The following is a 19824-nucleotide window of genomic DNA, read 5'->3' as shown; positions in this document are numbered from 1 at the left end:
CTGCTTCTCATTTGCCTACGGAAGCGCGCGTGGACGGCGATGACTATAAAGTGCGGCTGGAAATCTTCGAAGGACCGCTCGATCTCCTACTCTATCTCATCAAAAAAGATGAGGTGGACATCCAGGATATTTCCATCGCTCGGATTACCCGCCAGTATCTTCAATACATTGAGACCTTTCGTCTCCTGAACATCGACTTGGCGGCCGAATTCATCGTCATGGCGGCCAACTTGATGTATTTGAAGAGCCGGACCCTGCTCCCCCGTCAGGACCAACCTCCTGAAGAGGATGCCGAGGAGGACGATCCACGATGGGATCTGATTCGGCAGCTTATCGAATACAAAAAATTCAAGGATGCCGCCTCATTCCTCACCCATCGTGAGGTTGAACAGGAGGGCCGATTCGCGCTCCAACCGGAAAAGCCTGAAGTTGATCCCGAGCCGCCTCCTTTGGCAGAGGTCTCCATCTTTGACCTGATCCGCGCCTTCCAGAACGTCCTGAAGCGTTTCGAGGAAAGCCATGATCTCGGCGATATTGTCGACGATCGCTACACCGTGGCCGACAAGATCGAGATGCTGCTCACCCGATTCGCTCCCGGCCAGGCCGAGCGCTTCGATCGCCTATTTGCCGATGCCGCCACCAAGGCCGAGGTCATCGTGACTTTCCTCGCCGTCCTGGAGCTCATGAAAATGAACCAGTTTCTCATCCGCCAGACCGGCGTTTTCGGAGAAATCGAGGTTGAGCGACGCAGCCAGGCCAGCGTGCCCGTCGATTTCGAAATCACCGCCGACGGCTCCGAATAATCCCCCACCTTCCACCTTGTGGGGCAGGCGGGATAGGAACACGAAATACCGGGACACGAAAAAACCGCGCCCGCAGGGAAGCAGGACGCGGCTGGAAAACCTTTTCGGTTACCCGAGTCGGAAAGTGATTCTCGCTTTGGTCACGTCGTAAGGAGACATCTCCATCTTGACCCGGTCACCCACCACCAACCGGATGAAACGCTTCCGCATCTTTCCGGAAATGTGGGCGAGCACTTCGTGTCCGCTCGGAAGCTGCACGCGGAATTGGGTTCCGGCCAAAACGGAAGTGATCACGCCTTCGACCTCGACAGCCTTTTCTTCACTGTTTTCGTCGGTGGTCCGATTCCGTCCGCGGGGACCGCCGCCCCTTCTCCGACCCTGGCCTCCGCGACGCCTACCGCCGCCTGATCTTTGTCGATTGCCGTTACTCATGAATGGTACTTGCGATGCCGGAGTCACCGGCGCCGCGCCGGGAGACTCCCCGAATCATCCGGGGCATTCAATGGCAAAAACCGAAGGTCGCCCCCGACGGGGCGATCTGCCCAGGAATTGAGAGTTGGTGCGCACGAGAGGACTCGAACCTCCACGGCCGTGAAGCCACTAGAACCTGAATCTAGCGCGTCTACCAATTCCGCCACGTGCGCATTTAGGTAGAAGGGGCGGCGAAATGAGCACGCGACCGTGCCTTTGGCAATACGAATTCGACAAGAATTCTACAAATTCGATGCCAGCCCATGCAGATTCTCGATTGCCAGCTCAAGTGGCCGGCAACAGGTTAGGCCCATGCGCAATCCGGCCCCTTTGGTCCTGTCCCTCGCCCTCGCCGCAGCCGCGGTTTTCCTGATGGTCCGAAAGCCGGACCCTGCCCCCTCGCCCTCCGAAGAGAGCCCCACCGCAGAGGCAGCGGTTGCCGAAGCTCCTGCCGCCGCCGATCCGGCAGATCGAATTCCTTCCCCTTGGCCCCAGTCCGTCAGCGATATCCCCGCCGATTCGGACATCCAATTCGGAACTCTGGAAAATGGCATGCGCTTCATCATCCTGCCAAACGATGAACCGCCCAAACGCCTCAGCGTGCGTCTGCACATCGCCGCGGGTTCCCTGATGGAGGCCGACGACCAACAAGGCCTTGCCCACTTCCTTGAGCACATGGTCTTCAACGGCACGAAGCATTTCACGCCCGCGGAACTCATCCCTCGGATGCAGCGACTCGGAATTGCCTTCGGAGCGCACGCGAATGCTTACACCTCCTTCGATGAAACGGTTTACATGCTCGACCTTCCCGACCTGAGCGAACCGACCCTTGATCTTGCTTTCACCGTCATGCGCGACTTCGCCGATGGCGCCCTTCTTTCCCAGGAGGAAATCGACAAAGAACGTGGAGTGATTCTTTCCGAGATGAATAGCCGGGATTCCATCGGCTACCGCATCATGAAGAAGCAATTCCAAGCTCTCTTGCCCGACTCCCTGATCACCCGTCGTTTCCCCATCGGCCAAGCCGACGTCATCGAAAACGCCCAGCGCGATCGTTTTGTCGATTTCTACCATCGTTACTACACACCTTCCCGAATGACTTTCGTCGTCGTCGGTGATCTCTCCACCGATGACGTTCGCCAGCGCATCGAAAAATCCTTTGGCAACTTTGCGGAGCCGGAAAATCCCGGGGGCAATCCGGACCTCGGAAAGGTCGAAACCACCCCCAGCACGGAACCCCTGGTGTTCAGCGATGCCGAATTGCCTGCCACCAGTTTGAGCATGATGTGGATCAAGCCTTTTGAGGATCGCATCGATAACCGCGAGAATCGGGCCGAAGCCATGCGCCTGGCGCTTGCCAACGCGATGATCGGACGGCGCTTCGACCGCCTCTCCAAAGAAAGCGACGCCGCCATCCTCGAAGGGTCCGCTTCCTCGCAAGACCTGTTTCGGGCGGTCACCATCGGCAGTGTCGATGTCACCGTGACCGAAGGCCGGCTCGATGATGCAGTCACCATTCTGGAACATGAATACCGCCGCGCCTTGGAACATGGTTTCACTGAGGCCGAGCTGGCGGAAGCCAAGGCCAACGTGCTCAACTACTATGAGCAGCAGGTCGCCAACCGGGAAAGCCGTCGCTCGGACTCGCTCGCTACCTGGATCGCTCGCACCATCAACGAACGCAGCGTGCTTAGCTCCCCGGAAACCGATCTTGAAGTGGCCAAGTCCATCCTTGAGGAAGTCACCCCCAAGGATTGCCATGCTGCTTTCCTCGAATTCTGGAAGGACAGCCAGCCGCGCTTGGTGATGACCGCCAAGGAAGCCCCCGAAGATATCGCCCAGCAGCTTTCCACCCGCTTCGCGGAAGCGGCAACCCAGCCGGTGGAAGCCCCAGAAGAAGCCGAGGTGAAGACCTTTGCCTACACGGATTTCGGACCCTCCGGCATGGTTGCGGATCGTTCCACGGCTGAAGATCTCGGGATCACCCGGCTGACTCTCTCGAATGGGATTACGGTCAATCTCAAACCCACCGACTTCGACAAGAATCGCATCTCCTTGCTCGCTCGGATCGGCCACGGCCGCCTCGGCATGGATCCCGGCAAACCCGGCCTCGCCGAATTTACCGACGCCGTCGTCAATGAGGGCGGCATCGGCGAACACTCTGCCGAAGAACTTCGCCGCATCCTCGCGGGACGCAATGTGGGCTCTGGCTTCGGCGTCGGCGAAGACTCTTTCGCGCTTTCCGGCACCACCACTCCGGACGATCTCGCCCTCCAGCTTCAATTGATGACCGCCCAGTTGCTCCACCCGGGCACCCGGCAAGAAGCCATCGATCAATTCCGCCGCTCCGTGCCAATGATTTACCAACAACTCCGCCACAATGCCGGCGGAGCCCAACAGAAGATGTCGGCTTGGTTGAGAAACGATGATCCACGGTTCTCCTTCCCCGAGGAACCCGACACCCTCCTCGCCTATACGGCCGACGATATCCTACCTTGGCTTGCTGAGGATTTCACTTCCGCTGCCATCGAATTGAATGTGGTGGGCGACTTCGACCCCGAAACCCTGGAACCGCTCATTCTATCCACCTTTGGCGCGCTCCCCCAACGGCCAGCCGCCACGGAATTGCCCGAGGCCCAACGCACCGTCACCTTCCCCAAGGCGCCTCAGGAAAAAGAATTCACCTATCAAAGCCGCATCGAACGCGGCCAATCGATGGTGATCTGGAAAGTCCCGGGCCCGAGAGGAAATGAAGAACAATTCCGGCGCTTCAACCTCGTCGCCGACATCCTGGCCGATCGCCTTCGCGAGGAAATTCGTGAAAAGCTTGGTGCCTCCTACAGCCCCTCGGCACAGGCCGCAGGGTCCTTGGGACTCGACGACTTTGGTTTCTTGCTGACCGCCAGCATTGGCAAACCCAATGACATTCCCACCCTCAATGAGGCCAGCCGTCGCATCGCTGCCGACCTCGCCGAGAACGGTGCCGATGAAGACGAACTGACTCGCGCCCGCACTCCGATGCTCGCCGAGCTTGAGAAAAGCCTCCGCGACAATGGCTACTGGCTCGGCACCGTGCTCAATGGCAGCACTCAGGATCCCCGCCGATTCGATCTGGCGCGCCATCGCATCGAAGACGTTCGGTCGATCACGCTCGACGAAATCAATGCTCTGGCGAAAAAGTATCTCAATTCCGAGAGCGCCCTTTCCGTTTCGATTCTCCCGGTTCCTTGATTTCATGGAATGCCCCTACTGCCATCGCCCGGTTCCCGATGGTGCCGAGACCTGCCCATCCTGTCAGCTCAGCTACGAGCGATTGAGCTCGGTTCTCGGCCCGGTCCCCGTGCTTGAACAGCCGGTGGGCGACACCACCGGCGAGCTCACACCACGGAACCGAAAAGCCCTGGCGGCTCGCATTGAAGGCATCGAGCGGCGCTTCCCGCAGGTACGCGTTCGCATCGTCCTCCGGTATTTTGCCGAGGAACATCCCCTCACCCTATCGGCATTCTGGCTGTTCAACAGCGGGCAATTCTGTCGCGCCGCAGAGTCCGATGGAGACAACCGCACCTTACTCCTGATCCTCGATCCCCAGTCCCAGCGGGCGGCTTTAGCTCCTGGCTACGGGCTCGAGGTTTTTTTCGGTCCTCGGACCCTCGATACTGCCCTCGCCGCCGGCAAAGCAGCTTGGTCCGCTGGAAAGTGGCAGCAAGGGTGCCTCGCCATTCTCGACCAGCTCGAGCAACAACTCGCCACCATTGCCCGCCAGATTGAGGCAGGCTTTGGGATCCTCCCCACGGAGGAAGCCCGCGAGGCGAATTTCTAATCAACAGACTTTCAGCGATCTCAGGCAAATGCCTTGAGGAAGCCCACTTCCAACGCCAGCTGCTCCTGCGCATTGGTATCCAAGGTTGCTCGCAATTCTCGCAAGGCGTCAACCCGCCGCATCAACAAGGGCAAATCCTCACGTTCCGCCACGGCCGAAGTCGCGACCCGCGATTCCGGTAATTCAAGCCCCCCAGCCGCGACCTTGATCCGCAGCACATCCGCCATCCACGATTGGAGCAAATCGAACAGACGGGCGCGATCGCTGAGGTAATCGGCTTCCGCCACGGCTTTGAGGGCCTCTTCGCGTCGTTTCAACCAGTCTCCTTCGACAGCTTGTTTCAAGGCCTTCTCTTCCTCCTTCAACAGCTCCTTGACCGCGGCTTCCGCCTGCACCTTCACGGCGCCTAGGATCTCGCTGAAACATGCCTTCAACCCCAAAGCTACTTCTGGCGAACCAAGCCCACTTTCAGCCACTCCATCCAGGGCCTCCAGCAACATCAGGCCCCCTTCGTCGTGATCCCGGCTCCCCCCCATCAGCGGAAGTCTCACACAACGAGAAAGAACCGTCGGCAACAGCCCACCGGCATTTTCAGTCAAAAGCAGGAGCAGCGTTTGCTGGGGCGGCTCCTCCAAGGTTTTCAAAAACGCATTTTCTGCCGCCGGCATCATCCGATCGGCATCACAGACCACTCCTACCTTCCAGGTCCCCTCTCCCGAAACCACATGCAGGGATTTCTCCAACTCACGAATCGAATCCACCGTGATCCGTCGTGACTTGGATTGAGGCCTGACGATGCGCACCCACTCTCCCGCCATTTCATCAAGTGGTGGCACTTCCACCGGCACGGCCTCACCAAAGAGATCGATTCCCCCGCCACCCCCTTGACCTTGCAACAATTGGATCACCCGAGCGGCAAGCGCTTCCTTGCCCGATTCCCGTGAGCCACTGATCAGAAATGCATGGGCCAATCGCTGGCGGCGGTGGGCCGACTCGATCAGTTCGTAGGCGCGATCTTCCGTGAATGCCATCGGCCGAGGATGCTGGCGCGGGCAGTCTCGACCGGCAACGGCAAACGAAAGCCAAGTTGCCGCCTAACGCCTCTCTTCTTCCATCCATCGCTCCAAGTCGGGGATTCGAATCCCCGTCGCGCCAAATGCCAGCGCCGTCGTCAGCACCATTCGATCATTGCTCGCCACCCGCACCTCATCCCCTTTCATCGCAAATCGGGCCGCGATCCTCTCCACCACCGCGTCCGCCGTCTCCGTGCCCTTCGAATACACCACCATGATCCCCTCTTCCCGGCCGCCTTCGAAATTACGCTCGCTGCGCCGACCGTCGAAAACCACCACCACCGCCCACCCCGACCGATCCCCCAAATCTCTCAATCGGCGGGTCAGCTCCAGCCGCGCTAAATGCCGGGTTGGCCCTTGGTGAAGGCTCCTCAGCTCATCCATGGCGAAAATCGCACTATGCCCATCCACCACCAGCAACCGCTCCATGACCACCAACAAAAACGGGCCGGCTGCTTTTGGCAACCGACCCGGAGAAAAGATTCGTGGACTCCATGCCTTGCGGCATCACTCCTCGGAGTCGTCCGCAGGAGTCTCTTGCTCAGGAGCCTTCTTGGCGGCCTTCTTCGCAGGTGCTTTCTTGGCAACGGTCTTCTTGGCAGCCGTTTTCTTGGCGGCAGCCTTCTTGGCAGGACTGTCCGCCTTCTTCGTTGCCGGACGTTTTTTGACGACGCCGCTGAGCTTCGATTGTTCCTTTTTCCGCTTCAGATAGTTCTTCCGGCGGACTCGCTTGATGACTTTTCGGTTCTGCTGTCCCATGATTTTGGTGGCGAGCGGTTTAAAACGACCCGTCGGCCCCTAGCAAGGGGAATCTCCCGTCGCCACGGTCGACAAGGCCGTCTGTCTTCACGCGCCCCACCCTGCAGGAAAACCGAAAGATGGAAAATAACTTGTTGAACATCGGCGCATCCCATTCCGAACTTCCCGCCCATGCCCGGCATTGTCATCGCTCCCCGAGCCCGCTTGTTCCACGGTCACGAATGGATCTACGCAGGTGAAATTCGCAAAACCTTCGGTGACCCCCAACCGGGAGAAGTCATCACACTCAAAGATTTCCGCGATCGCCCACTCGGATCCGCTATCTACAATCCCCATTCCCTCATTGTCGCCCGACGATTTTCGCGGCGCCGCCAGGAGCTCGACCTCGACTTTTTCCGCCGTCGCATCGATCGCGCCCTCCAATTCCGCCAACGACTGGCTCTGGGCGACAGTCCCGTCCGACTTGTCTGGAGCGAATCCGATGGGCTTCCCGGTCTGATTGTCGATCGCTATGGCAACCATCTGGTCGTTCAGGCCCTCACCCTCGGCATGCACCAACGCCTCGATCTTATCACCGAGGCACTCGTCGAGCTACTGACCCCCGTTTCAATCATCCTCCGCAACGATTCCCCAGTCCTCAAAGCGGAAGGCCTTGAAACCGAGATTCGAGCTCTCCACGGCAGCGAACCCGGGGCTTTCGAGGTCACCGCCAACGGACTCATTTTTGAAGTGGATCTCATCGATGGTCAGAAAACGGGGCTCTATCTCGACCAACTCGGTAGCCATGCCGAAGTGGCCTCCATGGCCAAAGGCTTGCGAGTTCTCGATTGCTTCACCAACCAAGGTGGATTCGCCCTTGCCTGCGCCCGAGCTGGCGCCGCGAAAGTCACCGCCGTCGACATCTCGGGACCGGCCTGCGAAGCCACCCGCCGCAACGCCAACCGCAATGGTTTGGACATGGAGGTCGTGGAACACAACGTCTTCGACTTTCTCAAACATGCCGAGGCCGAATACGATCTGATCATTCTCGATCCCCCGAGTTTCACCCGGAACAAAAAGTCACTCAACGATGCCATGCGCGGCTACAAAGAGATCCACCTTCGGGCGCTCAAATTGCTGGAAAAGGGCGGTTTGCTTTCGACCTACTGCTGTTCCCACCACGCCAGCCGTGAGGCCTTCCTCGACAATCTTGTCTCCGCCTCCGTCGATGCGAAAAAATCGCTGCGTCTGCTCACCGAGCACCGCCAACGTGGGGATCACCCCATCCTTCCCGCTCTGCCAGAAACCAGCTACCTCAAAGGCTTCACCGTCGAGGTCATCCCGAGCATCTGACGCCCCCCCGAAGGGCACAACACGGGAGTGCCGCCCGCACTCCTGTGGAAAGGCTCAACGGACGCCCTGCCTTTTCACCACGGCATCTCCGACAGCCTCCTCCGGCGGGCTCTTTTCCATCTCGGTCGGTGCTTCGGTTTCCTCCATCTCTGGCACCCGGAAATACTTTTTCTCTTCGATGGGGAAATCGGGATCCTGCACCAAGGTCATCTTCGGAATTCCCCGAACATCCACCACCTTGCCGGAGAACGGACTGAATACATATCCTGGACGACCCTCGACCGCTTTCGCCACCGGGACTGGCTTCGGCTCCCCCTCTTTGCTCGGTTCCGGAGGGGACGTCCCCTCCGAAGACTCGGAGACAACGGCCTCCCCCGTAGAGGTCTCTTCCTTGGCTTCCGCCGTTGGAACCACCGCTTCTCCCGATTTGGTGATCCTTTCTCCGATTTCATCGAGAGATCGCCCCACTTCCTTCAATACCTCCACTGCCGGGGCATCGGTCTTTTTGGGCGCGTCGGACTGAGGCGGGACATCGCCCGGCCGATCACATCCTACCACCAGCCATCCACTGGCGATCATGAGCCCTGCCCATCTCATTCGAAGAAACACTCGTCGAAGGAATAGCGACGGGTCAAGAACCTCTCGTCCAAAGATTTCCTTCAAAAATGCCGACACCCTTTCCATGGCAATCTTCCGAGGCACCTCTGCGCTTCGATGCCTTCATGCAGGCGGCGCTTCACGACCCGGAGCGTGGATACTACGGCCGCCATATTCGAACCGTCGGAAACCGAGGTGACTTCGCCACCAGTGCCTCCCTCAGCGACCTCCTCGGTCGGAGCATCGCCGCATGGGCACGCCACGCACTCTGCGAAACCCGCTGCCGCGATCTGATCGAAGTTGGCCCCGGTCATGGCCGGCTCGCTCAATCCGTGCTGGCTTCGTTTCCTCGATTTCGACGGCCCCGACTGCACCTCGTCGAAAGTTCCTCACCACTCCGCGAGCAACAGCAAACTCTTCTCGGCAAATCGGTGCGCTGGCATTCCTCACTCACCGACGCCATCGATGCTTGTCACGGCCGCGCGTGCATCTACTCCAACGAACTCGTCGACGCATTTCCCGTCCGCCGTTTTCGAAAGGAATCCGAGGGCTGGTCCGAGCACTATGTCCTTCCAGAGGACTCCCTCTGGAAACCCGTTTCCTCACTTCCTGATTCCTCAATATTCTCCATCCCCCACCCCTCTGGGCAAGTCGTCGAGGTTCACCAAAGCTATCACCTCTGGCTCCCTCACCAATTAGAGAACTGGCAAGCCGGCCGCATGCTCACCATCGACTACGGAGCTCAAGCGGGAGACCTCTACCGTCGCCAACCGGGGGGGAGCCTGCGCGCCTACTTCCACCACCAATGCTTCACTGGCCCGGAAGCCCTGATCCGCCCGGGTCACCAGGATCTCACCGCCGACGTCAATTTCACCGATCTGATCCAGCTCGCCGGGAACGGATTTCGATCCCTACAGACCCAGGCCGAATTTCTCCGCCCCTGGGCAGACGCGACATCGACCGACTCATTCCTCATCGACACCCACGGGGCAGGAGCAGCCTTCCTCGTTCTTGAAACCCAACCCGCCTGATGGCATGGCTAAATCCGAATCGATGCTACTTTGTACCATGCGTTTTTTCCTCCTGCTTCTCGCCACCGCCGGGATCGCCCTCGGCTTCGAACTTCCCGGCCCTTCCCGTCAATGCATCGTCGGCATTGCCAAGGATTGGAATGACTCCCATGTCACCCTCACCGCGTATGAAAAACGGGGCGGCCAATGGGTGCGAGCCTTCGAACCCTGGACAGGGCGACTCGGCAAAAACGGGCTCGTTTGGGGCCGCGGACTCCATCCCCTTCCCGAAGGCCGACTTAAAAAAGAGGGCGATGGCCGGGCCCCAGCGGGAGTCTTCCGGATTGGCGGAGCCTGGGGCTACGACGCACGCATCCAGAAGAACCCCCGCCTTTTCTATCGTCAGGTCACCTCACGCGATCTCTGGGTCGAGGATCCGAAATCTCCCAGCTACAACCGCCACCTTGTCATCGATCACGAACCGACGACCGCTTGGGAAAAGAAACAGCAAATGCGGCAGGACGATTATCCACATTCCCTCAAGCTCTTCATCGCCCACAATGCGCCTCCCCAGGCCGTTTCGGGTGCCGGCAGTGCCATCTTTTTTCACATCTGGCGTGGCGGTGGATCCAAACCCACCGCTGGGTGCACCACCATGCCAGAACCCCGATTGCGCCAGATCATCTCCTGGATCGATCCCGAGCAACAGCCTCTCTACGTCCTCCTTCCTCAGGCCGACTACGATCGCTTTCGCGCCGAGTGGAAACTCCCCTAACCGCCGGCGGTGGGTTGATCTCTCGAAGCGGCAACCCCTCGATACGCAACGACAAAAATCACCGTCAGCCCGAAAAGAAAGCCCCCCAAAGCCCCCCAAAAACTGGCCCATCCCCCATGTCCCGCACCCACGGTGTGGTCATACCAGGCACGCACCGCAAAAGTCCCCACAAGGCTCCCGATGCCATTGGAAAAAAGGGAGATGAGCCCCTGCGCCTGACTGCGCAACCCCGCCTCCACCCGGCGATCCAGAAACAGCTGCGCTGTGATGAAATACAAGGTGTAACAAAGGCCATGAAGCGTCACCCCAGCGATCAGGCCGATCCGGAGTCCGCTCTCCCCACTCCAGGCAAACAATCCGTAGCGCAACGCTGTCAGCGACAAAGACGCCACCAAAAGAGTCTTCACCCGGAATTTCCGAATCAACAGTGACATCAACAGCATCGCTACCACTTCGCTGATCTGACCCAACGCCATCGTCGCCACCGCGTGGGAGTCCCCTAGATCCGCAAGATGCTTCGGAGTCCACATGTAGAACGCCGTGAGGGGCATCGACAGCAAAGCCGTCACCAGGAAAAATACGCAATGGTCCCGCTCCTTGAGCAAGGCAAACGCATCAATCCCCAACAAGGACCTCAGCGAACGTGATTTCCCCAACGGAGGCGTCGACGGCAACGAAAACGCGCACAATCCAGCTAGCACCTTCGCCCCAGCTCCGAGGTAACCTGCCATCGGAGAAGTATCGGCGTGAAATACAAAACTGAGGATCAGGCCGCCAGCCACCCACCCCAAGGTCCCCCCCATGCGAACCAGAGGGAATTCGCGTTCACCTGACCGGAGGTGAAACAAACTGAGGCTCGCCATCATGCTCCACTGCGGTGCACCGACAATCGCACTCGCAAATTGAAAGACCAAAAACCAAATCGGTGAAACCTCCGAGTCCAACAACCGAAAGGCGATCGCCAACAGGACCGCACTCAGAAGACTCAACCACCCGAGCACCTTCTGCCCAGAAAACCGATTGTCGGCTAACGCCCCGACGAAGACCGGCGAAATCAATGCGGCAATGGGGCTGGCCAGCCAGGTCCATTGAATGAAATGACTATCGAGACCGCGCGCCGTCAGCAAATTCGTCAAAGCCGGGTAGTAGAACCCGGGCGACATCCCAATCACGAAAAATACCCAGCCCAGACGGCCAATGGTCGCCGCCGGGGTTCGTTCACTGCGTTCCGGCTCGGCCACCACGCCGGCAAGCTAGTAAGCCCCCTTCCGGTTTCGAGGCAAATCACCCGCGAAGGCGAGGAATCCTCCAACCCCATGGGGCGGACTCACGCCTCCCTCCGCTTGCCACCCAGTTCGGGCGTCTCACGCTGTTGGCCACGACGCGCAGCAGCCGTCTTTTCCCGATCCCACCATGCCATGGCCAAACCAAACAAAATCAACAGCCCCACCACACTGTACACCAACATGATGTAGCTCGCACCCTTAGTGAATCCGTAGTTGTGCAACCCGGTGTCGAGCATGTTGACGTGCCACCAAGAGAAGGTCACCACCGCAGAAAGAGCGATACCAGAAAGGTGCAGACCCCACTCCTTGATGTAGCCCCCCAAGCGCGCATGAAGAATCGCCAAATTCGCCAGCACAATCATCAGCGCGCCGTTCTCCTTCGGATCCCAACCCCAGAAACGGCCCCAAGAATCGTTAGCCCAAATGCCACCCAACACCGTGCCCACCAAAGACAGAAACAATGTCACGCACACCATTCCATAAGCCGCACGTGTCAGCGATCGACGCATCGAGGCATCTCCCCCGTCCAACCCCAAGCCTCGCAGCAGCACATAGACGATTCCGATCACCGCCACCACCAACCCACTGGCGTAGCCAAGGGTGATCGTGATCACGTGAATCGTCAGCCAATAGTTCGAACGCAACACCGCCACCAAGGGGTCCATGTGATCGCGCGCATCTCCCACCTCAAACAATCGAGCCAATAAAATCAGCAACACACAGGCAATCGGCATCGCCCCCAGCAACAACCGCCGGCGCATAAAGGCCTCTGCAATCGAGCCAAACAGAACGATTGCCGCAGCAATGAAAATGATCGTATCGTAAAGATTTCCCACCGGGGGACGCCCCATGATCAAACAACGCTTCACGATCGGAACGATTACCATGCCCCACGCGACGAAGGTTGTTCCCCAGACGCCCCACGAAAGCCATTGACTGGCACGCCCCGCGGTCATCCACATTCCCATCGCCAACAAAGTCGCGATAAGGAAAAACGACAACGCATAGAGCAGCCAATTTTTGCGGTAGTATTCCGCCTCCAGCTCGATCTTCTCATACTCGCCCCGCTCTTGGGCCCGCTCGACGACATCTGCCTTCAACTTGGCGAGTTCCGTCCGAAACGCCTCCTCGGAATCAAAGATGGAGCGCGATAATGTTTCGATCGCCTTGATGTCCTTCACCGAGCCTTCGACGTCCCGGGTTTTCATCTCCATGACGTTCATCACCCGCTCCCCGGGGCTCAACCAACCCTCGTCATCCTTTCCGGCAGGAGGAAAGAGAAACAACCCAGCGTTCGAAGCATTCGCTCCGTCCAACAATTGCTGCAGCAAGCTGGACAAATGCGGGGGAATCTTCCCGCCCTTCGCCTGAGATTCTTGCAGCACTTGGCGAATCACAGGTGCGGTAGCCATCACTTCCGCCACCCCTGCCACCTTCGGAGCGTCGTCCGCCGCCTCCGGAAGTCCTTCCACCGGCATCATCCTCAAGCCCCCCCGCACCATCGAAAACGCACCCAGCAATTGCTCGTAGCTGTGGTAGTTCTCAGCAAGATCCAACACTTGCTGCTCCAGGCCTGTCCGCTCCTTCTTCGGGATGTTGTTGTAGCCCTGAGCCATCTCGAAAAGCCGATCCCTCCCAGGCTCAATTTCTTGGTAACTGTAATGGTCGCGCCGATCCCGTGGAGTCACTCCAATCGCCGTCAGCACGGCTGAATCATCCACCCGGAAAGTCGGCTCCTGCATGGCCAACTGCGGCCGGAAGAAGATGTCCAGCATCCAAGCCAACGGTTGAATGCGAATGGGTTCACCATTTTCCGTTGCACTCACAGTGAGCGACCGAGCTCCATGCAGGCGCAACATCGTGAAGCCCGCATACGTTGTCAGGGGCTTGATCCGCCCACCGTCCTGAACCGGAAACGATTCGGCCAAATCCAAAGTTTCCTGACTCCATGCCTGATAACCTTCCACCACCCGGTTGTTGGCAGGTGGCTTGGCATCCATGGCTGCGGTCAGCAGCACCCCTCCAAACAGGAGGAGACCGAAAAAAAACAAAATCCAACGAACCGTGCGCTTCATGCTTGCTTGGGTTGGCGACGCCGGGAGGCACCTTTGATGGAGGTCACCAACTTGGTGACAAAATGAATGAATAGCCCGAGTGTCACCATATAGAGGCTCCACTCCGGCCACTTGTCTGCAGGATTCGAAACCACCTCAAATCCGGAAAATTCCGGTCCACCTTGGGTCTGCGGACCGCTGCTCATCGTGCGCTGGAAAAACGTGAATCCGCCAAATCGCATCGGCTCATTCATGGAAATCTCCACCGGCACCGCCCTCTCGCCTATCCGTTCGATCGAGCTGCTGAACGACTTGGGACGCATCGAGTTCGGATAATACTCCGCGACGGCATCCTCGAGCTTCACCGTGTAGGGAACCGGGATGGTTTCCTTCACTAGGCGTATTCCAAAGGTCCGCCCATCGACCTCAATTTGTCGCAATGGGTAGTGTTCCTCGCCTGTGCTCACGGGCGGCACTGCCAAGAGAAACGATTCTCCAACTTTTCCGTCCCGAGAAATCACCCGCACGCCACAGCCCGGAGCATTCATCTCCCCTTCGATTTGCACCGGCAATGGCTTCAACGTCCATTGATCACCCTCCTTCCGGACCATCGCATTCTTCTGCCATCCACCCACCTCCAGATCAAAAGGGAGATCCTCAAAATGGATCACGCGTTGATCCTCAGACGACAAACCTCGCAACGCCGATTCCCCTGCCACGTGAACTTCGCCCAGCGGCTTCCCATCCTTCAGCTCCATCACCTCGATCGTCGGATCCGTCAGGGACACCGCGTAATCCGCTTGTTCACCCTCAATGAGGAACATCACTCCGCGCTTTTCGAAAAGCTGAGCCACCCCCCCAGCCGCGACCATGAACACGATGGAAAAGTGGGCCAGCAACACCCCGGCCGTCTTCCAGCCCTTGCGTGCCCGGATCAACCCACCCAGCACCATATTGACCAAGAGCAGAGCACACACCCAATAGCCTCCAGGCAATGGGAGGATCATCGACTTCCCATTGTAATAGGGAATCAAGTACCAAGAGCTCCAGTGGAAGTACTTCTGCAGAGTGGCCAACAACCCGGCATCCACCATTTCCAGAGTGGCCAACCACGTCTCCACCCCGAGCAAAACCAGCAAAAAGGTCGCCAGACCGTAACCGGAAAAGAACTTCCAGAGAGAAACCAAAAACGAGGGACGCGTCATCATCGAGAGCAATTTCGTGCAGGAGCTCCTTTAGGGAGCGGGCTGGAGAGCTGAGACAAAGGCACGCAACTTGGTCTCCTGTTCCGGCATCGCTGCCGCCGGGCCCATGAGCTTTACGGTCAGAATTTCCCCATTCTTTTCCATGACCACTCCACGCAGTGCCCAATCGCTCTTCGCAGCGGCTCCCATGGCCCCACCAAAACTTCCATCTGCCTTCACCCACACCCCATGGTATCCGGCCGCCTCCACCTTCTCCCATCCCTCAAGGTCCGTCATCGGGGAGGCCCCAAATTGCCCCAGCCACCGATTCACGTTCTCCAATACCCCACCTTGGCTGACGGAGACGTAAGCCTCCCCTCCGTCATCAAAAGTATAGTTCAGCAGCCGGAACATGCTCGACGGCGCTTCCGTCCACCCCTCCGGCACGACCCCGGCGACCACAGGCGAGGCACCCGCCGGCATTCCCGCTCCCCCCCCCATCATCCCGCCACCGCCAGCACCCATAGCACTGGCAAATCGGACATCGTCGCTCGATGTCGGTTGCAGGTGCTCATCCCGCATCGTCAGCGGGCGAGTTCCCTTCGCCGTCGCTTCCTTCCTCCCACCGCAACTGACCAGCGGGAAGACTAGGGTCAAAAGGATCGCCATGCGCCTCATCGCGTGGGCGATACCCGCGGTTGCCTCCTCGTGCAAGTCCTACCGGACGTCGTGACTTTTCGTAATGAGCTTTCCCGACCACCAACTTCGCCTTTCCGTCCGGTCCACCCTACCGTATGGGCAGGGCGACGTGGACGATATCCGATTCTTCAACCGCCATACCGGGCAACTTGAAACCGAGCAGGTTTACGGCGAGGCCTTTCTGCGCTTTGTCTATGAACACCCCCTCGGCGCCCTACCCCTTCAGGCTTTGATTCGACGTGCGGCCTTCTCCCAATGGTATGGCCGCCGCATGGACGCCCCGCAGAGCCGGGAGAAAATCGCGCCATTCATCGCCGACTATGGACTCGATGCCGATGACTTCGCCGATCCGATCGACTCCTTTGCCAGCTTCAATGCCTTCTTCTATCGCAAGTTGAAGCCCCAAGCCCGCCCGATCGCCCCCGAGGTTCCGGTGGTTTTCCCCGCCGATGGGCGCCACTTGGGTTTCCCAAAAATCTCTGAAATCGATCGCTTCTTCGTCAAAGGCCAACGCTTCGATCTCCCAGGACTGTTAGGCGACGACACGCTCGCTCGCCGTTTCAGCGAAGGATCTCTCGTCCTCTCCCGGCTGTGCCCGGTCGACTACCATCGCTTCCACTTCCCCTGCGCCGGTACTCCCGGGACCACCCGCTTGATCGACGGCCCCCTCTACTCCGTGTCGCCAATCGCCCTTCGGCGCCACCTGCACTATCTCTGGGAAAACAAACGCACCGTCACCACCCTGGAAACGGATCACCTCGGGCAAGTTCTCATCGTCGAAATTGGAGCCACCTGCGTCGGATCCATCCATCAGACCTTCAATCCGGGCGAACCCGTCACCAAGGGTCAGGAAAAAGGCTACTTTGCCTTCGGAGGATCCTCCACCATCACTCTCTTCGAACCCGGCGTAGTCACTCTGGCACCGGACCTCTTGGAGCACAGCGCCCGCCAAACAGAACTCTACGCCCGCGTCGGATCACCCATGGCCACCTGATGGGTCGGCCCGGGATCAAGGTGCAACCGCCAGCCGCTCAGGGCTGCCCATATCCTCCATGAGAAATCCGTTTTCCTTGTAGGTCTTGAGCCGGAAATGAGTCGCCGTCGAAAGCACGCCGTCCATCGTACTGAGCTTTTCGGAAACAAATCGCGCCACTTCGCGCAGATCCCGGCCTTCGACCACCACCATCAAATCATACCCCCCGCTCGCCAGATAGCAGCTCACCACCTGATCGAATCGGGCAATGCGCAGGGCAAGACGGTCAAATCCGCCGCCCCGTTCAGGCGTCAGCTTCACCTCGATGAAGGCCGAAACATCCTGATCGCCCGCGCGCTCGGGATCGATCACTGCCTGGTAGCCGGCAATCGTGCCATCCTTCTCCCATTCCGCCACCCGCGCCTTGACCTCCTCTTCGGTCAACGAAAGCAGCTCGGCAAGTTCGCGGTGAGTGTGGCGCGCTTTATGGCGCAGCAAGTCCAGCAAGGGGTCGATCGACATGACGGAAGGGGCTTAAAAAGAAAAACCGCGGGAAGCAAGAGCCTCCCGCGGCTTGCAAAAAATCCTCATCAATCCCCAAGGCAAATGCCCACAGCCTTGGCGGCTTTGACCATTTCACCATCGGGCGTGACCAGACGAAGTTGATGAACCGCATCCTCGATCGGCACCGAATCCACGTGATAGGCCTGATAGCTGACCATCCGCCCAAAATTGCCTTCCGAAGCCAATTTCACCGCCATCACCCCGAAACGGGTTCCCAAAATCCGGTCAAGTGAGGTCGGTGCACCACCTCGCTGCAAGTGCCCCAGAGTGCACGAGCGGGTTTCCTTGCCCGTCAACTGCTCCAAACGTTTGGCAACCACGTCACCCACACCGCCAAGTCGCACCTCACCGCCGGCATTTTCCGCCACGGTCACGATGTCGCCATCGGGCAATTTGGCCCCTTCGGCGACCACGATCAGCGAACTATGGCGCCCTTGCGCATCGCGCTGCTTGATGTGCTCAGCAACCTTATCAAGGCTGAACGGAATTTCCGGCAGAAGAATGGCGTCCGCACCACCGGCGATGCCACCCCACAGGGCGATCCAGCCAGCGTGGCGGCCCATCACTTCAAGCACCATGACTCGCTTGTGACTGTCCGCCGTCGTGTGCAGGCGATCCAAACCATCCACCACCGTGCTCACGGCGCTATCAAATCCGAAGGTCATCGCCGTCGCCTGAAGATCATTGTCGATCGTCTTCGGCACCCCGATCACCGGCCAGCCTTCGCGGTAAAGTTGCAATGCCGTCGTCAACGAACCGTCACCACCGACAATCACCAACGCGCCAATTTCCAATTGGTCGAGGGTCTTCTTGGCCTTGGCCACAATTTCGGCAGGCACCTCGGCGATATCACCCTTGCCCACCTTGGCTGCAAAGTGACCTTTATTCGTCGTCCCGAGGATCGTGCCCCCGAGCTTCAGGATCCCCGCGGTGTCTTCCGGATTGAGAATCCGGAAGTCGCCCGGAGGCAACAGGCCCTCGAAGCCATCTTTGAAGCCAATGACTTCCCAGCCGAGCTGGGTCGCGGCCCCGACCACCCCATGGATCACCGCATTGAGACCCGGGCAATCGCCACCACTGTTCAGAATTCCGATACGCATCGGCAGTGGCTCTGTCGAATTTTGCGACGTTTGATAAGGAAAAAAAGTGACACCATCAGCCCCGCGGATCCGGAACCGTCAGGATTTCCCGCTCGCGATCGTTCACCGGTGCTCCGTGCGCCACCCAACCATCGTAGAGACCCCACCCTTGCTGAACCAAACCCTTGGCGCGCCCAAAGCGATCCTGAGTGTTCAGCAAAACCACAATCAATCGGCGGGGCGTCACTCCCTTGCTCCCATCGGCCTTGGCCCGGACCATCGGCTCCCGCTCCGACGAAATGGCGAGGCACTCGCCCGCTCCCGCCGTCGTCCCCGTCTTCACCCCAATGATGTGCTCCGAGACCAATTCATTGGTATTCTTCACCGTGAATGCCCGTTCACCCGCTGCTCCCCGCACCTTGACCTGCCGACTTGACTGGCGCGTCACGAAGGTCACTCCCGGCCGCCGCATGGCATAGATCGAGAGTTTTGCGATGTCGGCAGCGGTCGATAGCCCAACGGAGCCCTGCGCTTCCAACCCATGCGGATTGACGAAATGAGTTTTGCGCATCGTGAGCGCCTCCGCCAAGTGATTCATCTGGGCAACAAAGGCCGCCACGGGATCCCCTTGGCGACCCTCCCGCCGCAGAAACTCAATCCCCACATCATGGGCTAAAGTCTGCGCGGCCGCATTGTCGCTTCCCAGCATGGCAGAAAACAACGCGTCCAGCGCCGTCAATCGATCTCCCGGCACCAATCGCATCGGATTCGATCCACCCAGCCCTGCCACCGAGTTCGGCACCACCACCTCCCGCGTCGCAAGGTCCACCCCTGCCGCCTCAGCCCAATCAACCACCAGGACGGCCGTCGCCACCTTCGTCAAACTGGCCACCGGACGCTTCACGGTCGAATTCTTGCCAATCAATACCTTTCCAGAATGCGCCTCCACCACCATCACCGCCTCTTGGGCGTTGGCTGAAATCAGGGGGGCAAGGACAGCCATCAGAACCACGAGGAGTCGCTTCATCATACCGGCGCCATGGTAGCGCCCCGGCCATCCGCCTCAACCCCAATCCCCCACGCCCTCGAATTCGCGCCTTGCCTTGGCCCCGGCAATCCGTAGCCTCGCCGCGCAGCGCTGCCGGGCGTGAACCCTTGCCCGCGCACCGCCATCCAATGAATGGACTCGGATCTCATCCGCCTGTCCGGAGACTCTGAAGACCGTCCTTTCCGCTTCGCCACGGACGGATCCTTCCCGGCAACACAAAGCCGGTGGAACCCGGCAGGTCGAATTCCGGCCACCGATGCCTGACGCCACGGCTCCAGCGCCCAAGGCCGGCCGAAC

General features: G+C 59.2%; 19 protein-coding genes and 1 tRNA gene. 7 read left to right on the top strand and 13 right to left on the bottom strand.

Annotation, left to right across the window (positions count from 1 at the left end; translation table 11 throughout):
* The first annotated feature begins 29 nt into the window (after positions 1-29).
* A complete protein-coding gene (locus tag HNR46_RS11950; RefSeq protein WP_184019084.1) occupies positions 30-803 on the top strand; it encodes a segregation/condensation protein A in 774 nt (257 codons plus the stop codon).
* 108 nt (positions 804-911) lie between these two features.
* On the opposite strand, the gene infA is transcribed toward HNR46_RS11950, so the two are convergent.
* Both infA and HNR46_RS11940 read right to left on the bottom strand, forming a co-directional pair.
* Positions 912-1235: a translation initiation factor IF-1 gene (gene infA / locus HNR46_RS20945; protein WP_221285140.1), complete on the bottom strand. Its 324-nt coding sequence runs from the start codon at positions 1233-1235 to the stop codon at positions 912-914.
* A gap of 125 nt (positions 1236-1360) precedes the next feature.
* Positions 1361-1447: transfer RNA gene (locus HNR46_RS11940), tRNA-Leu, on the bottom strand.
* Between the two features lie 139 nt (positions 1448-1586).
* Here HNR46_RS11940 and HNR46_RS11935 point away from each other — a divergent pair.
* Positions 1587-4505, top strand: a complete 2919-nt coding sequence (locus tag HNR46_RS11935; protein ID WP_184019080.1) for a M16 family metallopeptidase — start codon at positions 1587-1589, stop codon at positions 4503-4505.
* 4 nt (positions 4506-4509) lie between these two features.
* On the top strand, positions 4510-5094 hold the full coding sequence (locus HNR46_RS11930) for a TPM domain-containing protein (RefSeq protein WP_184019078.1): 585 nt from the start codon (positions 4510-4512) through the stop codon (positions 5092-5094).
* Positions 5095-5114: 20 nt separating this feature from the next.
* On the opposite strand, the gene HNR46_RS11925 is transcribed toward HNR46_RS11930, so the two are convergent.
* The 3 genes from HNR46_RS11925 to HNR46_RS11915 form a co-directional block, all read right to left on the bottom strand.
* Complete coding sequence (locus tag HNR46_RS11925) at positions 5115-6125, bottom strand: hypothetical protein (RefSeq protein ID WP_184019076.1); 1011 nt, start codon at positions 6123-6125, stop codon at positions 5115-5117.
* Positions 6126-6188: 63 nt separating this feature from the next.
* Positions 6189-6596 (bottom strand): NYN domain-containing protein, encoded by a 408-nt coding sequence (locus HNR46_RS11920; protein ID WP_221285139.1) that lies wholly within the window; start codon positions 6594-6596, stop codon positions 6189-6191.
* A gap of 78 nt (positions 6597-6674) precedes the next feature.
* Positions 6675-6926, bottom strand: coding sequence for a hypothetical protein (locus tag HNR46_RS11915; RefSeq protein WP_184019072.1), 252 nt, complete (start codon positions 6924-6926; stop codon positions 6675-6677).
* Between the two features lie 171 nt (positions 6927-7097).
* Between HNR46_RS11915 and HNR46_RS11910 the strand changes: the two genes are divergently transcribed.
* On the top strand, positions 7098-8258 hold the full coding sequence (locus HNR46_RS11910) for a class I SAM-dependent rRNA methyltransferase (RefSeq protein ID WP_184019070.1): 1161 nt from the start codon (positions 7098-7100) through the stop codon (positions 8256-8258).
* A gap of 54 nt (positions 8259-8312) precedes the next feature.
* Here the strand turns inward: HNR46_RS11910 and HNR46_RS11905 are convergent, their stop codons facing one another.
* Positions 8313-8855: a hypothetical protein gene (locus tag HNR46_RS11905; RefSeq protein ID WP_184019068.1), complete on the bottom strand. Its 543-nt coding sequence runs from the start codon at positions 8853-8855 to the stop codon at positions 8313-8315.
* A gap of 68 nt (positions 8856-8923) precedes the next feature.
* Between HNR46_RS11905 and HNR46_RS11900 the strand changes: the two genes are divergently transcribed.
* Positions 8924-9886: an SAM-dependent methyltransferase gene (locus tag HNR46_RS11900; RefSeq protein WP_184019066.1), complete on the top strand. Its 963-nt coding sequence runs from the start codon at positions 8924-8926 to the stop codon at positions 9884-9886.
* Between the two features lie 4 nt (positions 9887-9890).
* Complete coding sequence (locus HNR46_RS11895; protein ID WP_184019064.1) at positions 9891-10640, top strand: L,D-transpeptidase family protein; 750 nt, start codon at positions 9891-9893, stop codon at positions 10638-10640.
* Here HNR46_RS11895 and HNR46_RS11890 read toward each other — a convergent pair.
* From HNR46_RS11890 to HNR46_RS11875, 4 genes are all read right to left on the bottom strand, one after another.
* Positions 10637-11884 carry an MFS transporter gene (locus HNR46_RS11890; RefSeq protein WP_184019062.1) on the bottom strand — a complete coding sequence of 416 codons (1248 nt, stop codon included), beginning with the start codon at positions 11882-11884 and terminating at the stop codon, positions 10637-10639. The genes HNR46_RS11895 and HNR46_RS11890 overlap by 4 nt on opposite strands.
* An 83-nt stretch (positions 11885-11967) precedes the next feature.
* Positions 11968-14001, bottom strand: coding sequence for a cytochrome c biogenesis protein (locus HNR46_RS11885; RefSeq protein WP_184019060.1), 2034 nt, complete (start codon positions 13999-14001; stop codon positions 11968-11970).
* The gene (locus HNR46_RS11880; protein ID WP_184019058.1) at positions 13998-15188 is read right to left on the bottom strand and encodes a cytochrome c biogenesis ResB family protein; all 1191 of its coding nucleotides are present in this window, start codon (positions 15186-15188) and stop codon (positions 13998-14000) included. Before HNR46_RS11880 ends, HNR46_RS11885 begins: the two co-directional genes overlap by 4 nt.
* A gap of 27 nt (positions 15189-15215) precedes the next feature.
* Positions 15216-15833, bottom strand: coding sequence for a hypothetical protein (locus HNR46_RS11875; protein WP_184019056.1), 618 nt, complete (start codon positions 15831-15833; stop codon positions 15216-15218).
* A 139-nt stretch (positions 15834-15972) separates the two neighbouring features.
* On the opposite strand from HNR46_RS11875, the gene HNR46_RS11870 reads away from it, so the two are divergent.
* Positions 15973-16857 carry a phosphatidylserine decarboxylase gene (locus HNR46_RS11870; protein ID WP_184019226.1) on the top strand — a complete coding sequence of 295 codons (885 nt, stop codon included), beginning with the start codon at positions 15973-15975 and terminating at the stop codon, positions 16855-16857.
* Between the two features lie 15 nt (positions 16858-16872).
* Here the strand turns inward: HNR46_RS11870 and HNR46_RS11865 are convergent, their stop codons facing one another.
* The 3 genes from HNR46_RS11865 to HNR46_RS11855 form a co-directional block, all read right to left on the bottom strand.
* Positions 16873-17358 carry an Lrp/AsnC family transcriptional regulator gene (locus HNR46_RS11865; RefSeq protein ID WP_184019054.1) on the bottom strand — a complete coding sequence of 162 codons (486 nt, stop codon included), beginning with the start codon at positions 17356-17358 and terminating at the stop codon, positions 16873-16875.
* Positions 17359-17426: 68 nt separating this feature from the next.
* Positions 17427-18500 (bottom strand): 6-phosphofructokinase, encoded by a 1074-nt coding sequence (locus HNR46_RS11860; RefSeq protein WP_184019052.1) that lies wholly within the window; start codon positions 18498-18500, stop codon positions 17427-17429.
* Between the two features lie 55 nt (positions 18501-18555).
* Positions 18556-19509: a D-alanyl-D-alanine carboxypeptidase family protein gene (locus HNR46_RS11855; RefSeq protein ID WP_221285137.1), complete on the bottom strand. Its 954-nt coding sequence runs from the start codon at positions 19507-19509 to the stop codon at positions 18556-18558.
* Positions 19510-19824 lie beyond the last annotated feature (315 nt).

The organism is Haloferula luteola, from assembly GCF_014201715.1.
GTDB classification, from domain to species: Bacteria; Verrucomicrobiota; Verrucomicrobiia; order Verrucomicrobiales; family Akkermansiaceae; genus Haloferula; species Haloferula luteola.
Note: the sequence above shows the minus strand (reverse complement) of the source record. Positions and strands in the feature narration are given on the sequence as shown.